17 protein-coding genes and 1 tRNA gene are annotated in these 14,861 nt (G+C 70.1%); 7 read left to right on the forward strand and 11 right to left on the reverse strand.

Annotation, left to right across the window (positions count from 1 at the left end; genetic code table 11):
• Positions 1-40: 40 nt before the first annotated feature.
• The 4 genes from QSK37_RS08490 to QSK37_RS08505 all read left to right on the forward strand — a co-directional run bounded on the left by QSK37_RS08490 (position 41) and on the right by QSK37_RS08505 (position 2,240).
• Positions 41-208: a hypothetical protein gene (locus QSK37_RS08490; protein ID WP_285618744.1), complete on the forward strand. Its 168-nt coding sequence runs from the start codon at positions 41-43 to the stop codon at positions 206-208.
• The gene (locus QSK37_RS08495; RefSeq protein WP_285618746.1) at positions 205-1,503 is read left to right on the forward strand and encodes an MFS transporter; all 1,299 of its coding nucleotides are present in this window, start codon (positions 205-207) and stop codon (positions 1,501-1,503) included. The genes QSK37_RS08490 and QSK37_RS08495 overlap by 4 nt, the downstream gene beginning before the upstream one ends.
• A 6-nt stretch (positions 1,504-1,509) precedes the next feature.
• Complete coding sequence (locus tag QSK37_RS08500; RefSeq protein ID WP_285618748.1) at positions 1,510-1,971, forward strand: PPOX class F420-dependent oxidoreductase; 462 nt, start codon at positions 1,510-1,512, stop codon at positions 1,969-1,971.
• Positions 1,972-2,033: 62 nt separating this feature from the next.
• The gene (locus QSK37_RS08505) at positions 2,034-2,240 is read left to right on the forward strand and encodes a hypothetical protein (RefSeq protein ID WP_285618751.1); all 207 of its coding nucleotides are present in this window, start codon (positions 2,034-2,036) and stop codon (positions 2,238-2,240) included.
• Here QSK37_RS08505 and cysN read toward each other — a convergent pair.
• The 9 genes from cysN to QSK37_RS08550 form a co-directional block, all read right to left on the reverse strand.
• Positions 2,224-3,492 (reverse strand): sulfate adenylyltransferase subunit CysN, encoded by a 1,269-nt coding sequence (cysN, locus tag QSK37_RS08510; protein WP_285618753.1) that lies wholly within the window; start codon positions 3,490-3,492, stop codon positions 2,224-2,226. The two genes, QSK37_RS08505 and cysN, sit on opposite strands and share 17 nt — an antisense overlap.
• Positions 3,493-3,494: 2 nt before the next feature.
• Positions 3,495-4,424 (reverse strand): sulfate adenylyltransferase subunit CysD, encoded by a 930-nt coding sequence (gene cysD, locus QSK37_RS08515; RefSeq protein ID WP_285571225.1) that lies wholly within the window; start codon positions 4,422-4,424, stop codon positions 3,495-3,497.
• Between the two features lie 26 nt (positions 4,425-4,450).
• Positions 4,451-5,218, reverse strand: coding sequence for a 3'(2'),5'-bisphosphate nucleotidase CysQ (locus tag QSK37_RS08520; protein ID WP_285618755.1), 768 nt, complete (start codon positions 5,216-5,218; stop codon positions 4,451-4,453).
• A gap of 15 nt (positions 5,219-5,233) precedes the next feature.
• On the reverse strand, positions 5,234-6,712 hold the full coding sequence (locus QSK37_RS08525) for a sugar transferase (RefSeq protein WP_285618757.1): 1,479 nt from the start codon (positions 6,710-6,712) through the stop codon (positions 5,234-5,236).
• A 160-nt stretch (positions 6,713-6,872) separates the two neighbouring features.
• Complete coding sequence (pth, locus tag QSK37_RS08530) at positions 6,873-7,454, reverse strand: aminoacyl-tRNA hydrolase (RefSeq protein WP_285571233.1); 582 nt, start codon at positions 7,452-7,454, stop codon at positions 6,873-6,875.
• 68 nt (positions 7,455-7,522) lie between these two features.
• Complete coding sequence (locus QSK37_RS08535) at positions 7,523-8,164, reverse strand: 50S ribosomal protein L25/general stress protein Ctc (RefSeq protein WP_285618759.1); 642 nt, start codon at positions 8,162-8,164, stop codon at positions 7,523-7,525.
• Positions 8,165-8,344: 180 nt separating this feature from the next.
• Entirely contained in the window at positions 8,345-9,325 is a 981-nt protein-coding gene (locus QSK37_RS08540; protein WP_285571239.1) for a ribose-phosphate diphosphokinase, read from the reverse strand.
• Between the two features lie 4 nt (positions 9,326-9,329).
• Positions 9,330-10,775 (reverse strand): bifunctional UDP-N-acetylglucosamine diphosphorylase/glucosamine-1-phosphate N-acetyltransferase GlmU, encoded by a 1,446-nt coding sequence (gene glmU, locus QSK37_RS08545; RefSeq protein WP_285618761.1) that lies wholly within the window; start codon positions 10,773-10,775, stop codon positions 9,330-9,332.
• A gap of 233 nt (positions 10,776-11,008) precedes the next feature.
• Positions 11,009-11,080, reverse strand: a tRNA-Gln gene (locus QSK37_RS08550).
• 242 nt (positions 11,081-11,322) lie between these two features.
• Here QSK37_RS08550 and QSK37_RS08555 point away from each other — a divergent pair.
• The 3 genes from QSK37_RS08555 to QSK37_RS08565 all read left to right on the forward strand — a co-directional run bounded on the left by QSK37_RS08555 (position 11,323) and on the right by QSK37_RS08565 (position 13,568).
• A complete protein-coding gene (locus tag QSK37_RS08555; RefSeq protein WP_285618762.1) occupies positions 11,323-12,276 on the forward strand; it encodes an acyl-CoA desaturase in 954 nt (317 codons plus the stop codon).
• 181 nt (positions 12,277-12,457) lie between these two features.
• Positions 12,458-13,204, forward strand: coding sequence for a TetR/AcrR family transcriptional regulator (locus QSK37_RS08560; protein ID WP_285618764.1), 747 nt, complete (start codon positions 12,458-12,460; stop codon positions 13,202-13,204).
• Between the two features lie 70 nt (positions 13,205-13,274).
• Positions 13,275-13,568 carry a hypothetical protein gene (locus QSK37_RS08565; protein ID WP_285618765.1) on the forward strand — a complete coding sequence of 98 codons (294 nt, stop codon included), beginning with the start codon at positions 13,275-13,277 and terminating at the stop codon, positions 13,566-13,568.
• Here QSK37_RS08565 and QSK37_RS08570 read toward each other — a convergent pair.
• Together QSK37_RS08570 and QSK37_RS08575 are read right to left on the reverse strand one after the other, a co-directional pair.
• Positions 13,485-13,913 (reverse strand): VOC family protein, encoded by a 429-nt coding sequence (locus QSK37_RS08570; RefSeq protein WP_285618767.1) that lies wholly within the window; start codon positions 13,911-13,913, stop codon positions 13,485-13,487. The genes QSK37_RS08565 and QSK37_RS08570 overlap by 84 nt on opposite strands.
• A gap of 82 nt (positions 13,914-13,995) precedes the next feature.
• A complete protein-coding gene (locus tag QSK37_RS08575) occupies positions 13,996-14,835 on the reverse strand; it encodes a trans-aconitate 2-methyltransferase (protein ID WP_285618769.1) in 840 nt (279 codons plus the stop codon).
• Between the last annotated feature and the right edge of the window lie 26 nt (positions 14,836-14,861).

Here is a 14,861-nt window from a genome sequence, read left to right on the forward strand (position 1 = left end):
TCGATTGGCGGCGGGACGCCGGTGCCGTGGACTTCGGTCCATGACCGTTACCGATCGACGTCCGGCGGCCGTGCCGGACGAGAAACTCGCGCGAGTCCGGCTGAGCCGCCGGACGATCCTGCTCCTGCCCCCCACCTGCGGAATGGCCGTCGGCAACACCCACCTCCCCTGGCGGCGGGACGCCGGTGCCGTGGACTTCGAACCATGACCGTTCCCGATCGACGTCCAGCGGCCGTGCCGGACGACGACCTCGCGCGAGTCCGGCTGAGCCGCCGGACGATCCTGCTCCTGGCCCTCACCTGCGGAGTGGCCGTCGGCAACATCTACTTCCCCCAGGCGATCAGCCCGTCGGTCGCCGCCGGCCTGCACATCGGCGCCGGCTCGGCCGCCCTGGTCGTGACCGCGACGCAGTTCGGCTACGCTGCCGGGATCTTCCTGCTCGTCCCGCTCGGCGACCGGCTGCCGCACCGGAGGCTGGTCGTCGCCCTCCTCGGCGTCACCGGGCTGGGGCTGCTGGGTGCGAGCGCGGCGCCCGCCCTTCCCGCTCTCGCCGGGGCGAGCGCGCTCATCGGCCTGGCGACGGTGGTGGCGCCGATCATCGGTCCGATGGCGGCCGGCCTGGTGCCGGAGGACCGCCGTGGAGTGGTCAGCGGCACGCTCCTGAGCGGCTCCATCGGCGGCATGCTGCTGTCCCGCACCCTGGGCGGGGTGCTGGGCGAGTGGCTGGGCTGGCGGGCCCCATACCTGCTGGCCGCCGCGCTCACCCTGGTCCTCGCGGCGGTCCTCGGCCGGGCGCTGCCGCCGACGTCCCCGCCGTCGGGACAGCGGTACCCGGCGCTGCTGGCCGAGTCGCTGCGCCTCCTGCGCGCCGAGCCGGAGCTGCGCCGCTCCTGCTTCTACCAGGCCACGATCTTCGCCGGGTTCTCGGCCGTCTGGACCGGCGTCGCGCTCCTGCTGACCGGCCCGGCGTACGGCCTGAGCATCCGGGCGGTCGGGGCGCTCGCCCTGGTCAACGCGGGGACCATGGTCTGCACGCCGGTCGCGGGACGCCTGGCCGACCGCCACGGGCCCGACGCGGTCAACCTCGTGTGCGTGCTCGGCGTCATCGTCGCGGCACTCGTCCTCGCGGGCGGCGGCCGGGGCGGGACGGTGGGCCTCACGGCACTCGTGCTGGGTTCGCTGTTGCTCGACGTCGCCATGCAGTCCGGGATGGTCGCCAACCAGGTACGGAACTACGCCCTGCGCGCCGAGGCCAGAAGCAGGGTCAACACCGCCTACATGACCTGCGCCTACCTCGGCGGCAGTGCGGGCTCCTGGCTCGGCGCCCGCGCCTACGGCCGGGCAGGGTGGTGGGGCGTGTGCGCGCTCGTCGCGCTGCTCGCCGTACTCGCCCTGGTCCGTCACCTGGTGGCGCTGCGCGCCCGCGGGTCCGGGCTCGAAGGCGGCGTGGCAGGATCGGAGCGTGCCACGACGTCGACCGGCCGGTCACCCGGCGGAAGGTGAGGCTTGATGTCCCCGAAGATCGCGACCGCGGACAAGGTCGACCGCGACGCGCTGATCGACTTCCTCCGTCCGCGCCACCACGGGCTGCTCGCCACGACCCGCTCCAGCGGGCGGCCGCAGCTGTCGCCCGTGTCCTGTGGTGTCGACGGTGAGGGCCGCATCGTGGTCTCCACCTACCCCGAACGCGCCAAGGCCCGCAACGCGCGCCGCGACGAGCGGGTCTCGATCTGCGTGCTGTCCGACGACTGGAACGGTCCGTACGTCCAGGTGGACGGCAGCGCCGAGGTGCTCGACATGCCGGAGGCGGAGGATGCGTTCGTCGAGTACTACCGGAGCATCGCCGGGGAACATCCCGACTGGGACGAATACCGCCAGGCGATGCACCGCCAGAACAAGTCGCTGATCCGCATCACGATCGACACGTGGGGCCCGATCGCCACCGGTGGCTTCCCGCCCGGCCGCGTTTAGGGCGTCCGGCCGTCGTTGGTGGGAGGCGTGCTCCGCGCCGGAGACCACGAGCCGGCGCCGCCATGAGCGGCGGTCCGAAACGTGGTGACGAACAGCGCCTCGATGCTCTCGTCGTCGAGTCCGGCGCGGCGGGCACGGGCTGCTGGTACGGCGAGAGCCCGGACCTGGCCGGGGGCGGAACCGAGGCGGCCGCGTTCGCGCGTGCCGCCCGGTCACAGCAGGTCCGGGCCCGAATGACCGCTCAGGCCGGGGTCAGCGGCTCTCCATGATCATGCCGGCCGCGACGGTCGCGTTCGTCGCCTCGTCGATCAGGATGAAACCGCCGGTGGCGCGGTTGCGGCCGTACGCGTCGGCGAACAGCGGCTGGGTGACCCGCAGCGTCACCCGGCCGATCTCGTTGAGCTCCAGGCGTTCGGCGTCCTCGTGCCGGTGCAGGGTGTTCACGTCGAGCCGGTAGTGCAGGTCGCGGACCATCGCACGGGCCGTACGGGTCGTGTGCTTGATGACGAGCTTGGTCCGCGGTGTCAGGGTCCGCTCGTCGGACATCCAGCAGATCATCGCCTCGACGTCCTGCGTGACCTGCGGCTTGTTGTGCGGCCGGCAGATCATGTCGCCGCGGGAGATGTCGATGTCGTCCTCGAGCAGCAGCGTCACCGCCATCGGCGGGTAGGCCTCATCGACCGGGCCGTCGGCGGTGTCGATCCGCTTGATCCGCGTGGTCAGCCCCGACGGCAGGTGCATGACCTCGTCGCCCGGCTTGAGCACGCCGCCCGCGACCTGTCCGGCGTACCCGCGGTAGTCGTGCAGCTCCGGGTCGGTCGAGGCCTGGGGGCGGATGACGTACTGCACCGGGAACCGCACGTCGATGAGGTTGCGGTCGGAGGCGATGTGGAGGTTCTCCAGGTGGTGGAGCAGCGACGGCCCGTCGTACCAGGGCGTGTTCGCCGACCGCTCGACCACGTTGTCGCCGTGCAGCGCGGACATCGGGATGAACGTCAGGTCGCCGACCGACAGCTTGGCCGCGAACGAGGTGAAGTCGTCCTTGATCCGCTCGAACGTCTCCTGGTCGTAGTCGACCAGGTCCATCTTGTTGACCGCGAGCACGAGGTGCGGGACGCGCAGCAGAGTGGCGAGGAACGCGTGACGCCGCGACTGCTCCAGCAGGCCCTTCCGCGCGTCGATCAGGATGATCGCCAGGTCGGCCGTTGACGCGCCGGTCACCATGTTCCGGGTGTACTGGATGTGCCCCGGAGTGTCGGCGATGATGAACTTCCGCCTCGGCGTGGCGAAGTAGCGGTACGCCACGTCGATGGTGATGCCCTGCTCGCGCTCGGCGCGCAGGCCGTCGGTGAGCAGCGCGAGGTTGGTGTACTCCTCACCCCGGTCGCGGCTGGTGCGCTCGACCGCCTCGATCTGGTCCTCGAAGATCGACTTGGAGTCGTACAGCAGCCGCCCGATGAGCGTCGACTTTCCGTCGTCGACCGATCCAGCGGTGGCGAGCCGGAGAATGTCCATGCTCATGGTTAGAAGTACCCCTCGCGCTTGCGGTCCTCCATGGCGGCCTCGCTCGTACGGTCGTCGGCGCGGGTCTGGCCGCGCTCGGTGATCCGCGTCGCGGCGATCTCGGTGATCACCTCGTCGAGGCCGGTCGCGGTCGACTCGACGGCGCCGGTGCAGCTCATGTCGCCGACCGTGCGGTAGCGGACCATCGCCTCGAAGGCCGGCTCGTCGTCGCCGCGGTTCGAGAACGGGCTGTCGGCGAGGAGCATGCCGTCGCGCTCGAACACCGTGCGGCTGTGGGCGAAGTAGATGGAGGGGATCTCCAGCTTCTCGCGCTTGATGTAGTCCCAGATGTCCAGCTCGGTCCAGTTGGACAGCGGGAACACCCGGATGTGCTCACCCTGGCGGATGCGGGTGTTGTACAGGCTCCACAGCTCGGGCCGCTGGTTCTTGGGGTCCCACTGGCCGAAGTCGTCGCGGAAGGAGAAGACCCGCTCCTTGGCGCGCGCCTTCTCCTCGTCGCGCCGTGCACCGCCGAACGCGGCGTCGAAGCGGTGCTCCTCGATGGCGTCCAGGAGCGTCGTCGTCTGCAGCCGGTTGCGGCTCGCCCGCCGCCCGGTCTCCTCCACGACGCGGCCCTTGTCGATCGACTCCTGCACGGACGCGATGACGAGACGGACGCCCAGCTCGGCCACCCGGCGGTCGCGGAACTCGATGACCTCGGAGAAGTTGTGGCCGGTGTCGACGTGCATCACCGGGAAGGGGATCCGGGCCGGCCAGAAGGCCTTCTCGGCCAGGCGCAGCATGACGATGCTGTCCTTGCCGCCGGAGAAGAGCAGGACGGGCCGTTCGAACTCGGCCGCGACCTCGCGGACGATGTGGATCGACTCCGCTTCGAGTACGTCGAGCTGAGACGTCCGGTAGTCACGGGCGTCAGCTGTGCTGCGCTGCATCGCGTCAAGGCTCCCGGGTCGGTTCGTTACAGGACCGCCCGGATGCCGGCGAGCAGCGTCGGCGCCAGTTCCGGGTGGCAGACCAGAATATCCGGCAGAAGAGTGTCCTCTTCGTTGTAGGTCAGCGGTGACCCGTCGATCCGCGAGGCGTGGGCGCCGACCGCGTGGGCGACGGCGACCGGGGCGGCGGAGTCCCATTCGTACTGCCCGCCGGCGTGGACGTAGGCGTCGACGTCGCCGAGCAGCACCGCCGCGACCTTCGCCCCGGCCGATCCGATCGGCACCAGCTCGACGTCGGCGTCGAGGTGCTCGGCGAGGCGCGTGGCGAACTCCGGCGGACGGCTGCGGCTCACCGCGACCCGGATATGGCCGGTGTCGACCTGGGAAAGCTCGATCGGCTCGGCGGTGGAGAGCGTACGGCCCTGCGACGGGAGCGCGACCGCGCCCGCCGCGAGCCCGCCGGTCGTGCCCTCGTCGCGCTGCCAGAGCGCGACGTGGACGGCCCAGTCTCCGCGACCCTCCTCGGCGTACTCGCGCGTGCCGTCGAGCGGGTCGACGATCCACACCCGCTCCGCCTCGAGGCGGGAGAGCTCGTCCTTGCCCTCCTCGCTGAGCACGGAGTCGCCGGGGCGCTGCCGCGCGAGCGCCTCGGTCAGGTAGACGTGGGACTCGCGGTCACCGGCGTCACGGAGAGCCTTGAGGTCACCGAAACCGCGGTCGGCGCGCAGCCGGAGCAGCAGCGCGCCCGCCTCGGTCGCGAGATCACGGGCGAGGGCATGATCGTCGTGCGTCACGTACTTCTCTCTACGTCAGTAGGCACCGGATCCTCGAGCCACCGCGGACCAGGTCTTCCACAGGATCTGCAGGTCGAGGGTGAGGGACCAGTTCTCGACATAACGCAGGTCCAGGCGGACCGATTCCTCCCACGATAGATCAGAGCGCCCGCTCACCTGCCACAGACCGGTCATGCCCGGGCGTACGACGAGCCGGCGGCGTACGTCGTCACCATACTGGGCGACCTCTTCGGGCAGCGGAGGGCGGGGGCCCACGAGGGACATGTCACCGCGCAGCACGTTGATCAGCTGAGGCAGCTCGTCGAGGGAGTACCGGCGCAGCCACCCGCCCGTGCGGGTGATCCGCGGGTCGTTCCTGATCTTGAAAAGAACGCCGTCGTGATCGTTGTACTGAACGAGGGCCGCCTTGCGCCGCTCGGCGTCCGAAACCATCGTGCGGAACTTCAGCACCGTGAACTCACGGCCGTCACGGCCGACCCGCACCTGCCGGAACAGCGCCGGGCCCTTGCTGTCGAGGCGGATCGCGACCGCGATGCAGGCGAGCACCGGCCACAGGAAGACGAGCGCGAGCCCCGCGCCGACCCGGTCGAAGGCGCTCTTGGCCACGCGACGGCCGCCGGACAGCTCCGGGTGCTCGACGTGCAGGAGCGGCAGGCCCGCCACCGGGCGGATCGAGGTGCGGGGACCGGCGACCTCCATCAGCGCGGGCGCGACGACGAGGTCGACGTCGTCCCTCTCGAGCTGCCAGGCGAGCCTCCGCAGCGCCACGCCGTCGAGCTCGGGGCAGGCCAGCACGGCGACCGTACAGGCGCGGATGCGTTCGACCACGGCCGCGACCTCGGTGAAGTCGCCGGCGACCGGCACCCCCTCGACCTCGGTGACGGCGTCGTCGCCCGTGGCGAGCATCGCCGGCAGGCACGCGGCGGCGATCTCCATGCCGTGATAGGGCTCGCGGCGGAGCTGGCGGACCAGGTCGGCGACGGCGGCCCGGTGGCCGACGACCACGACGCGCCGCATGTACTGACCGGCCTTGCGCCGCCGGTGCAGCCGCTTGCGCAGCTGGTAGCGGCCGTACAGGCCGAAGCCGGTGGTCAGGGGCAGCGCCGCGATCACATAGCCGCGCGCCACCTCGGTCTTCGTCGCGTACGCCAGGATGGCGACGCTCGCGGTCAGGGCGAAGCCGGACCGCAGGATCCGGCGGAACTCCTCCGGCCCCACGCCGAACATCGGCTGTTCGTACCCACGGGCGAGGGCGAGCGCGCCGGTCCACAGGAACGGGAGGGCGAAGCTGAGCCCGATGTAGGGGGTGCTCCAGGGGTCGCCGAAGGAGGAGAAGCGGAACCTGATCACGAAGGCGATCAGGCCTCCGAGGAGCGCGGCGACGAAGTCGAGGCCGAAAGCCTGCCGGGCATAACGCGATGCCCAGGCCGTGACCTGTTCCCTGCTTCCGCCCACGGGCCGAGCCCTTGGCCGCGCCTCTTCGACGACCGCCATTTCACCCCTCGTCGAACGTCACTTTTACCTGTACAGATGCATGACGCTCGTTAGCCACCTGAGGTTCACGAGTTCGTTCTCGGTGTGGCACATATCCTAGAGTTCACTTCAGCCGCAGGAGCGGACATCGCCACCTTCGGCCACCTTGGCTCGCCAGAGCTCAGGGCTCGCCGTGGAAGGTGTTCTGCGCCCGGTCCAGGCCCTGCGTGACGAGCGCCTCGACGGCGTCCGCGGCACGGTCGGTGTTGAGGTCCAGCTCCTTGCGCTCGGCGGCGGAGAAGTCGCGCAGGACGAACGCCGCCGCGTCCATCCGGCCCGGAGGCCGCCCGATGCCGAACCGCACCCGCAGGTAGTCACGGCCGCCCAGACTTTTGGTGATCGAGCGCAGGCCGTTGTGGCCGTTGTCCCCGCCGCCCCGCTTCAGGCGCAGGGTGCCGTACGGGATGTCGAGCTCGTCGTGGACGACGACGAGCCGCTCAAGCGGGATCTTGTAGAAGTCGCAGAGGGCCTTGACCGGCCCGCCGGACTCGTTCATGTACGACCGCGGCTTGGCGAGCACCACCCGGTGGCCGGCGAGCCGCCCCTCGACGACGTCGGCACGCGCACGGTGGGACTTGAACCGGCCACCGACCGTGCCGGCCAGGACGTCGAGCACCATGAAGCCGGCGTTGTGCCGGTTGCCGGCATAGCCGGGGCCGGGGTTGCCCAGGCCGACCAGAAGCCACGGCTCGTCCGAGGCCATCGTTCCTCCCGCCCCCATGGGAAAACGCGAAAGGCGCCCCGGAGGGGCGCCCGTCGCACTCGCAGTGCTTACTCCTCGCCACCCTCGGGCTTGGCCTCGGACTCGGCACCCTCGCCCTCGGCGCCGCCCTCGGCGGCCTCACCCTCGAGCCCGGCCTCCATCTGCGCGGCGGTCGGCGCGGCGATGACGTGGAGGACGAGCGTGTCCTCCTCGGCGTCGAGCGTCGCGCCGCTCGGGAGCGGGAGGTCCTTGGCGAGCAGCTGGTCGCCGATGGCCATGCCCTCGACGTTGACCTCGATCGCCTGCGGGATGTGGGTGGCCTCGGCCTCGAGCGACACCTGGACGAGCTGCTGGTCGAGCATGCCGTCCGGCACGACGTCGCCGGTCACCTGGACCGGCACCTCGACGGTGACCTTCTCGCCGCGCTTGACGACGAGGAGGTCGACGTGCTCCAGGAAGCCCTTCAGAGGGTCACGCTGGACGTCCTTGGGCAGAGCCAGCTCGTCGCCGCCGTCGAGCCCCTGCAGGCGCAGCAGCGCGTTCGGGGTCTTCAGCGCGAGCATCAGCTCGTGGCCCGGCAGCGCGATGTGACGGGGGTCGGTGCCGTGGCCGTACAGGACGGCGGGCACCTTGCCGGCCCTGCGAGTGCGCCGCGCGGGGCCCTTGCCGAACTCGGTGCGGGGCTCGGCGGCGATGCGTACCTCGGACACGGCAAAACTCCTCGTTGGATCAAGCTAGTCAGTGCTACGTCGACGGGATCAGTCGAAATGTCGGTGCTCCGAGCGGCACGCGGACCAGGTCTGGTCGGCCGCGCGACACAGCGTCGGACGCACTCGGTCAATCAAGTCTAGCCGATCGTCCTTCCCATTCGTGCCGGGAGGCGTTCGTTGTCAGCTGTGGCCGCCGAACAGGCTGGTCACGGACCCGTCGCTGAACACCTCGTTGATCGCTCGGGCGATCAACGGGGCGATCGACAGGACCGTCAGTTTGTCGAACCGCTTGTTGTCCGGGATCGGCAGCGTGTTGGTGAGGACCACCTCGGAGATCCGGGAGTTCTTCAGCTTGTCCACCGCCGGCCCGGACAGCACGCCGTGCGTGGCGGCGACGACCACGCGGGCCGCACCCTCCTCGAACAGCGCCTCGGACGCCTTCACGATAGTGCCGCCGGTGTCGATCATGTCGTCGACGACCACGCACGTGCGGCCCTCGACCTCGCCGACGACGTCGAAGACCTTGACCTCGTTGGCCACGTCGGGATCGCGGCGTTTGTGGATGATCGCCATCGGACAGCCGCCGAGCTCGTCACTCCACCGCTCGGCCACGCGCACCCGCCCGGCGTCGGGCGCCACGACGGACACGCCGTCGGTGTCGAGCTTCTCCTTGATGTAGTCGGTGAGCAGCGGCAACGCGAACAGATGGTCCACGGGGCCGTCGAAGAAGCCCTGGATCTGCGCCGTGTGCAGGTCGACCGCCATGAGCCGGTCGGCGCCGGCGGTCTTGAACAGGTCCGCCATCAGCCGCGCGGAGATCGGCTCGCGGCCGCGGTGCTTCTTGTCCTGGCGGGCGTACCCGAAGAACGGGGCGACCACGGTGATCCGCTTGGCCGACGCGCGCTTCAGCGCGTCCACCATGATCAGCTGCTCCATGATCCACTGGTTGATCGGCGCGGTGTGGCTCTGCAGGACGAACGCGTCGGATCCGCGGACCGACTCGTTGAAGCGCACGAACGTCTCACCGTTCGCGAAGTCGTACGCCGACGTGGGGGTCGGCTCGACGCCGAGCGCCTCGGCCACTTCCTCGGCCAGTTCGGGGTAGGCGCGGCCGGAGAAGAGCATCAGCTTCTTCTCACCCGTCGTTTTGATGCCGGTCACGGGGTCAGTCTCCTTGCTCTGCTCGTTCTTGCGCGCGCCGCGCGGCCTCCGCGGACGGAGTGCCCGGCCGCTTGCGCTCGACCCATCCCTCGACGTTGCGCTGGCGGGCCCGGGCGACGGCCATCGCCCCGGGGGGAACATCACCGGTGATCACCGAACCGGCCGCGGTGTAGGCGCCGTCGCCGATGTTCACCGGCGCGACGAGCATGTTGTCGCTGCCCACCTTCACGTGGTCGCCGACGACGCTCTTGCGCTTCTCGACACCGTCGTAGTTCACGAAGACGCAGGCAGCGCCGATGTTGGAGCCCGCGCCGATCTCGGCGTCGCCGACGTACGTCAGGTGCGGCACCTTGGTGCCCTCGCCCACCACGGCGTTCTTCATCTCGACGTACGTGCCCGCCTTGGCCCCGCGGGCCAGCTTCGTGCCCGGCCGCAGGTACGCGAACGGGCCGACGCTGACCTCCGGGCCGATCTCGGCGCCTTCGCAGACGGCGTTCACGACGACGGCGTCCTCGCCGACCGTGGTGTCCGTGAGGGTGCAGCCGGGGCCCACCCGCGCCCCGGCCGCGACGTGCGTGGTGCCGCGCAGCTGGGTGCCCGGCTCGATCACCGCGTCCGGCTCGATCGTCACCTGGACGTCGACCCAGGTGGACATCGGGTCGACGATCGTCACACCCTGGCGCATGTGCGCCTCGAGGACGCGGTCGTTGAGCAGCCGCCGGGCCTCGGCGAGCTGCACCCGGTCGTTGACGCCGAGGGGGCCGAGCCAGTGGCGGTCCAGCGCGCCGCCGACACGGTGACCCGAGTCGCGCAGGATGGTGACGACGTCGGTGAGGTACTCCTCGCCCTTCGCGTTGTCGGTGGTCACCTGCTTGAGGGCGGCGCCGAGCAGGGCGCCGTCGAAGGCGTACATGCCGACGTTGATCTCGGTGATGGCGCGCTGGGCGGCGTCGGCGTCCTTCTCCTCGACGATCGCGCTCACCGAGCCGTCGGCGGCACGGATCATGCGCCCGTAACCGGTCGGGTCGGGCAGGTCGGCGGTCAGGATCGTCGCGGCGTTGCCCTCGCTCTCGTGCACCGCCAGGAGTTCGTGGAGCACGTCGCCCCGCAGGAGAGGGGCGTCGCCGTTGAGCACGAGCACGGTGCCGTCGATCGAGCCGACGGCCTCCAGCGCCATGCGCACGGCGTGGCCGGTGCCGTTCTGCTCCGCCTGGAGCACCGGTCGCGCCCCGGGCCAGCCGGCCTCCAGATGCGCGATCACCTTCTGCCGGCCGTGGCCGACGACGACCAGGAGCCGCTCGGGCTCGAGTTCGCGCGAGGCCGCGAGGACGTGGCCCACCATGGTGCGCCCGCCGAGCTCGTGCAAGACCTTCGGCACCTTGCGGGACTTCATTCTCGTGCCCTCGCCTGCGGCCAGGACGATGACAGCAGCCGGACGGATCGCGCTCACGTATGGAGGCCCTTCGGCATCGCGGACGGGTACGCGTCGGGGCAGAGAGCCGGTCCCCGTCAGAGGCGTTCTACGGGGTCAGGCGACCTTCGGACGGCAGCGGCGATCAGCCCGGCCGTCCCCTGCCCGACACCCGAAGAATACCGCTGGGGTGATGACCGGGATGCAGGTCGGGGGTGGCGTTCCCACCTGGCCCAAAGTGCCATAGGGGATTCGACGGACGTCACCGTCAGCTCCGGCGCCTGGACTCGAACCAGGAACAAAGGGACCAAAACCCTCCGTGTTGCCGATTACACCACGCCGGACCGCACGAGGCTCTCCAGTCGTCCGAGGCCCCCGGTCGATCGTCCACGATACCGGTCCATCGCCCCACGCAGGACGGATAAAGACGGCGTCATGTCCGATAAAGCCGGTCTTGCCACTCGGTAACCGCTGTGTGACCAACGCGACAGGTTTGGTCGAATTCTACGGGGCATCTTGCATAACCTACGCCGCCGTAGGTTACGGTTGCGTAGCCGTAAGTTCTCAGCTGGCAGGAGGAAACCGCATGACCATAGCCCCGGCAGGAGCACCGTCCGCCACCGCTAGGCCGCAGGCCAGACCCGAAATCGAACCCGACCCCAAGGGCACGTTTGAGAAGGTCCTGATGGGCGTTTTCATCGCGGTCCCGCTTCTCGCCGTGGTGGCGGCCGTGCCGTTCGCGTGGGGCTGGGGGCTCGGCTGGACCGACCTGGCGATCATGTTCGTGATGTACGGCGTCTCCGGTCTCGGAGTCACCGTCGGATACCACCGGCACTTCACGCACGGCTCGTTCAAGGCGAAGCGTCCGCTGCGCATCGCCATGGCCATCGCCGGTGGCCTGTCCATCGAGATGAGCGTGATCGACTGGGTGGCCGTGCACCGGCGCCACCACAAGTACTCCGACCAGGAGAACGACCCGCACTCGCCCTGGCGCTTCGGTAACGACTGGCGCGCCCTCACCAAGGGTCTGGTCTGGGCGCACATGGGCTGGCTGTTCGACAGCCGCCGTACGTCGCCGCAGAAGTTCTGCCCCGACCTGGTGGCCGACAAGGACATGCGGCGGATCAGCCGCTTCTTCCCCGGCCTGGTGGCCATCTCGCTGTTGCTGCCCGCCGCGCTCGGCGGCCTGCTGACCATGTCCTGGTGGGGCGCCCTGACCGGCTTCTTCTGGGGCGCGCTCGTACGGGTCAGCCTTCTGCACCACGTCACCTGGTCCATCAACTCCATCTGCCACGCCATGGGCGAGGAGGAGTTCGAGGCGCGTGACAAGTCCCGCAACGTGTGGTGGCTGGCGATCCCGTCGTTCGGCGAGTCGTGGCACAACCTCCACCACGCCGACCCGACCTGCGCCCGGCACGGGGTGCTCCCCGGCCAGCTCGACAGCAGCGCCCGTACGATCTGGCTCTTCGAGAAGCTCGGCTGGGCCTGGGACGTGCGGTGGCCGACCCCGGAGCGGCTCGCCGCGAAGCGGATATCGTAGCTGACCGGCCCGACTCTGCGGCGGGCGGCCGGTTGCGGCCGCCCGGCGCACGCGCAAGGTGCTCCGGCATCCCGTGAGCAGGGCTCATCCGGTCGATCCCCCCACACGTACGGCACCGCCGGCGGTTCCGCGTTCCCGAGCCGCCCGGCCAGGAGAAAGCGTGACCGTCACAATTGATGATGTGAGCGAACCCCCCAAATCCCGTCGCAAGCGCATGACGGGCAAAGAGAGACGGGAGCAACTGCTCGACATAGGCCGGACCCTCTTCGCCGAACGCGGCTTCGACGGCACCTCCATCGAAGAGATCGCCACCGTGGCCGGGGTCTCCAAACCCGTCGTGTACGAGCACTTCGGCGGCAAGGAGGGCCTGTACGCGGTCGTGGTGGACCGCGAGATGGCGAACCTCCTCGACATGGTCACCAAGTCCCTCGTCGGAGGACATCCCCGGCAGAAGATCGAGCGCGCGGCGTTGGCCCTGCTGGAGTACATCGAGGACAGCAGCCAGGGCTTCCGCATCCTCGTCCGCGACTCGCACGCGGCATCGGCGACGGGCACGTTCGCCAGCCTGCTGAGCGACATCGCGAACCAGGTCGAGCACATTCTCGGCGACGAGTTCAAGGACAAGGGCTACGACCCGAAGGCCGCGCCCCTGTACGCCCAGGCCCTCATCGGCATGGTCGCCATGACCGGGACGTACTGGCTGGACGTGCGCAAGCCCAAGCGCGAGGAGGTCGCCGCCCACCTGGTCAACCTGGCGTGGAACGGCCTGTCCGGGCTGGAGCCCAAGCCGTACCTGACCACCGACCACAAGGCCCGCCAGAAGGATCTGAAGGCGAAGGCCAAGGAGGCGGCGAAAGAAGCGGCGAAGGAGGCCAAGGAGTCGGCCCGCGCCGCCCGGCGGACCAGCCCCGAGCCGGGCACCGCCTGACTCAGCGTAGCCGTACTGTCACACCCTCCCCCTATCGTGCGAGGCATGAATTCCAGGGAGAGGACGGCACATGTGGCACGGCGATCCCGGCTTCGGGCGGCGGCGCGCCGGCCGGACGGAGACGGACCGTTCCGTCGACGCGCGGCGGGCCCGCCGGGCCCACGACAACACGGCGGACTCCCGCGCGAGGCGGTTCACCGAGGGCCTCGAGGACGCGCTTTCGGGCCTCGGGGGCGGCTGCTTCGAGCACGCCGGCCACAAGGCCGACCACGTCGAGGAGTTACGTCGCGTGCTCGGCCTTCTCCTCGACGTGCTGGCCGACTGGGAGATGCTCGCCGCGCGGCCCGGTGAGCGGCTGGAGTAGCTCCAGCCGGTTGCCGGCCGGGTCGTCGACGTAGAAGCGCCGAAAGCCGGGCAGCAGGTCGTCGGGCCGCACCTCATGGCCTGCCGCCCGGAGCCGGCCCGCCATGTCGTCGAGATCCCGCACGAGGATGCCGGGATGCGCCTTGCGCGCCGGCCGGAAGTCCTCCTCGACGCCGATGTGGATCTCGATGCCGGGCCCGCCGAACCACACCCCGCCCCGGGCGGCCAGGACGGGCGGCTTGGGCAGTTCGGTGAGCCCGAGCACACCGGCGTAGAACTCCCGCATGCCCGGCTCGCAGCCGGGCGGCGCGGCGAGCTGCACGTGGTGGATCCCGAGCAAGGTCATCGCACCGACCCTCCCTTTCCGCATGGCCCCTCACGCACGGGCGACACGGCAAGCCGCATGCACTGAGAGCCGGCCGGGGTCATCACGCCGGCTTCCTCTGCCCGCCTGACTCCTCGTGTGCCGGCGGCGCGGACGCGACAACGAAGATCCGGCGGAAGGGGAAGATCGTGCCGTGCGGACCGGGCGGGTACGCCTCACGGAGGCGAGCCGACAGCTCCGCGACGAACTCCTCGCGTTCGTCCTCCCGCTTCAACACGTCGAACGCCGGTCGCAGCGCCGTGCCCTTCATCCACTCGAGCACCGGATCGTTCCCGTGCAGCACCTGGATGTAGGTCGTCTCCCACGCGTCCACCTCACAACCGAGGTCGCTTAGCAGACGGAAGTACTCCGCGGGCGTACTGACGACGTCGTGCCGGTTGACGCCGGCCAGCCGGTCCCGCCAGCGAGGCGACTCGCACAGCTCCCGCAGGATGCGATGGCTGTCCTGGTCGAAGTTCCCGGGCATGCTGAACGCCAGCCGCCCACCGGGAGCCAGCGCCCCGACCCACCGCGCCAGCAGGTCCTGGTGCCCGGGCACCCACTGAAAGGCCGCGTTGGAGAAGATCACGTCCACGGGCCGCGACGGCGCCCAGGCGTCGATGTCCCCGACCGAGAACGCCAACGATCCGCTGCCGGAAGGCGAGTGATCGAGTGGCAGGCGCCGGGCCTCGGCGATCATCTGTTCGGAGCTGTCGATGCCCTCGATGACGGCGTTCGGCCATCGGACGGCCAGGTCGGCCGTGCGCTCGCCGGGGCCGCAGCCCAGGTCCACCACGTACGCCGGCTCCTCGACGTCCACCCGGGCGAGCAGCTCGTAGAAGGGGCGGGCGCGGTGAGAGGAGTACGCCCGATACTGGTGCGGGTTCCAAATATCTCTTGACATCGAGATAAAGCATGCTGGCTAGATAT

Source organism: Actinoallomurus iriomotensis (assembly GCF_030269445.1).
Classification (GTDB): Bacteria; Actinomycetota; Actinomycetes; order Streptosporangiales; family Streptosporangiaceae; genus Actinoallomurus; species Actinoallomurus iriomotensis.

Excerpts from the sequence above, each read along its gene's own strand:
- QSK37_RS08570 (WP_285618767.1), bottom strand. The coding sequence starts at position 13,913 with ATGACCTTGCTCGGGATCCACCACGTGCAGCTCGCCGCGCCGCCCGGC.
- QSK37_RS08565 (WP_285618765.1), top strand. The coding sequence starts at position 13,275 with ATGTGGCACGGCGATCCCGGCTTCGGGCGGCGGCGCGCCGGCCGGACG.
- QSK37_RS08490 (WP_285618744.1), top strand. The coding sequence starts at position 41 with ATGACCGTTACCGATCGACGTCCGGCGGCCGTGCCGGACGAGAAACTC.
- QSK37_RS08495 (WP_285618746.1), top strand. The coding sequence starts at position 205 with ATGACCGTTCCCGATCGACGTCCAGCGGCCGTGCCGGACGACGACCTC.
- QSK37_RS08505 (WP_285618751.1), top strand. The coding sequence starts at position 2,034 with ATGAGCGGCGGTCCGAAACGTGGTGACGAACAGCGCCTCGATGCTCTC.
- QSK37_RS08575 (WP_285618769.1), bottom strand. The coding sequence starts at position 14,835 with ATGTCAAGAGATATTTGGAACCCGCACCAGTATCGGGCGTACTCCTCT.
- QSK37_RS08500 (WP_285618748.1), top strand. The coding sequence starts at position 1,510 with ATGTCCCCGAAGATCGCGACCGCGGACAAGGTCGACCGCGACGCGCTG.
- cysN (WP_285618753.1), bottom strand. The coding sequence starts at position 3,492 with ATGAGCATGGACATTCTCCGGCTCGCCACCGCTGGATCGGTCGACGAC.
- QSK37_RS08525 (WP_285618757.1), bottom strand. The coding sequence starts at position 6,712 with ATGGCGGTCGTCGAAGAGGCGCGGCCAAGGGCTCGGCCCGTGGGCGGA.
- pth (WP_285571233.1), bottom strand. The coding sequence starts at position 7,454 with ATGGCCTCGGACGAGCCGTGGCTTCTGGTCGGCCTGGGCAACCCCGGC.
- QSK37_RS08555 (WP_285618762.1), top strand. The coding sequence starts at position 11,323 with ATGACCATAGCCCCGGCAGGAGCACCGTCCGCCACCGCTAGGCCGCAG.
- cysD (WP_285571225.1), bottom strand. The coding sequence starts at position 4,424 with ATGCAGCGCAGCACAGCTGACGCCCGTGACTACCGGACGTCTCAGCTC.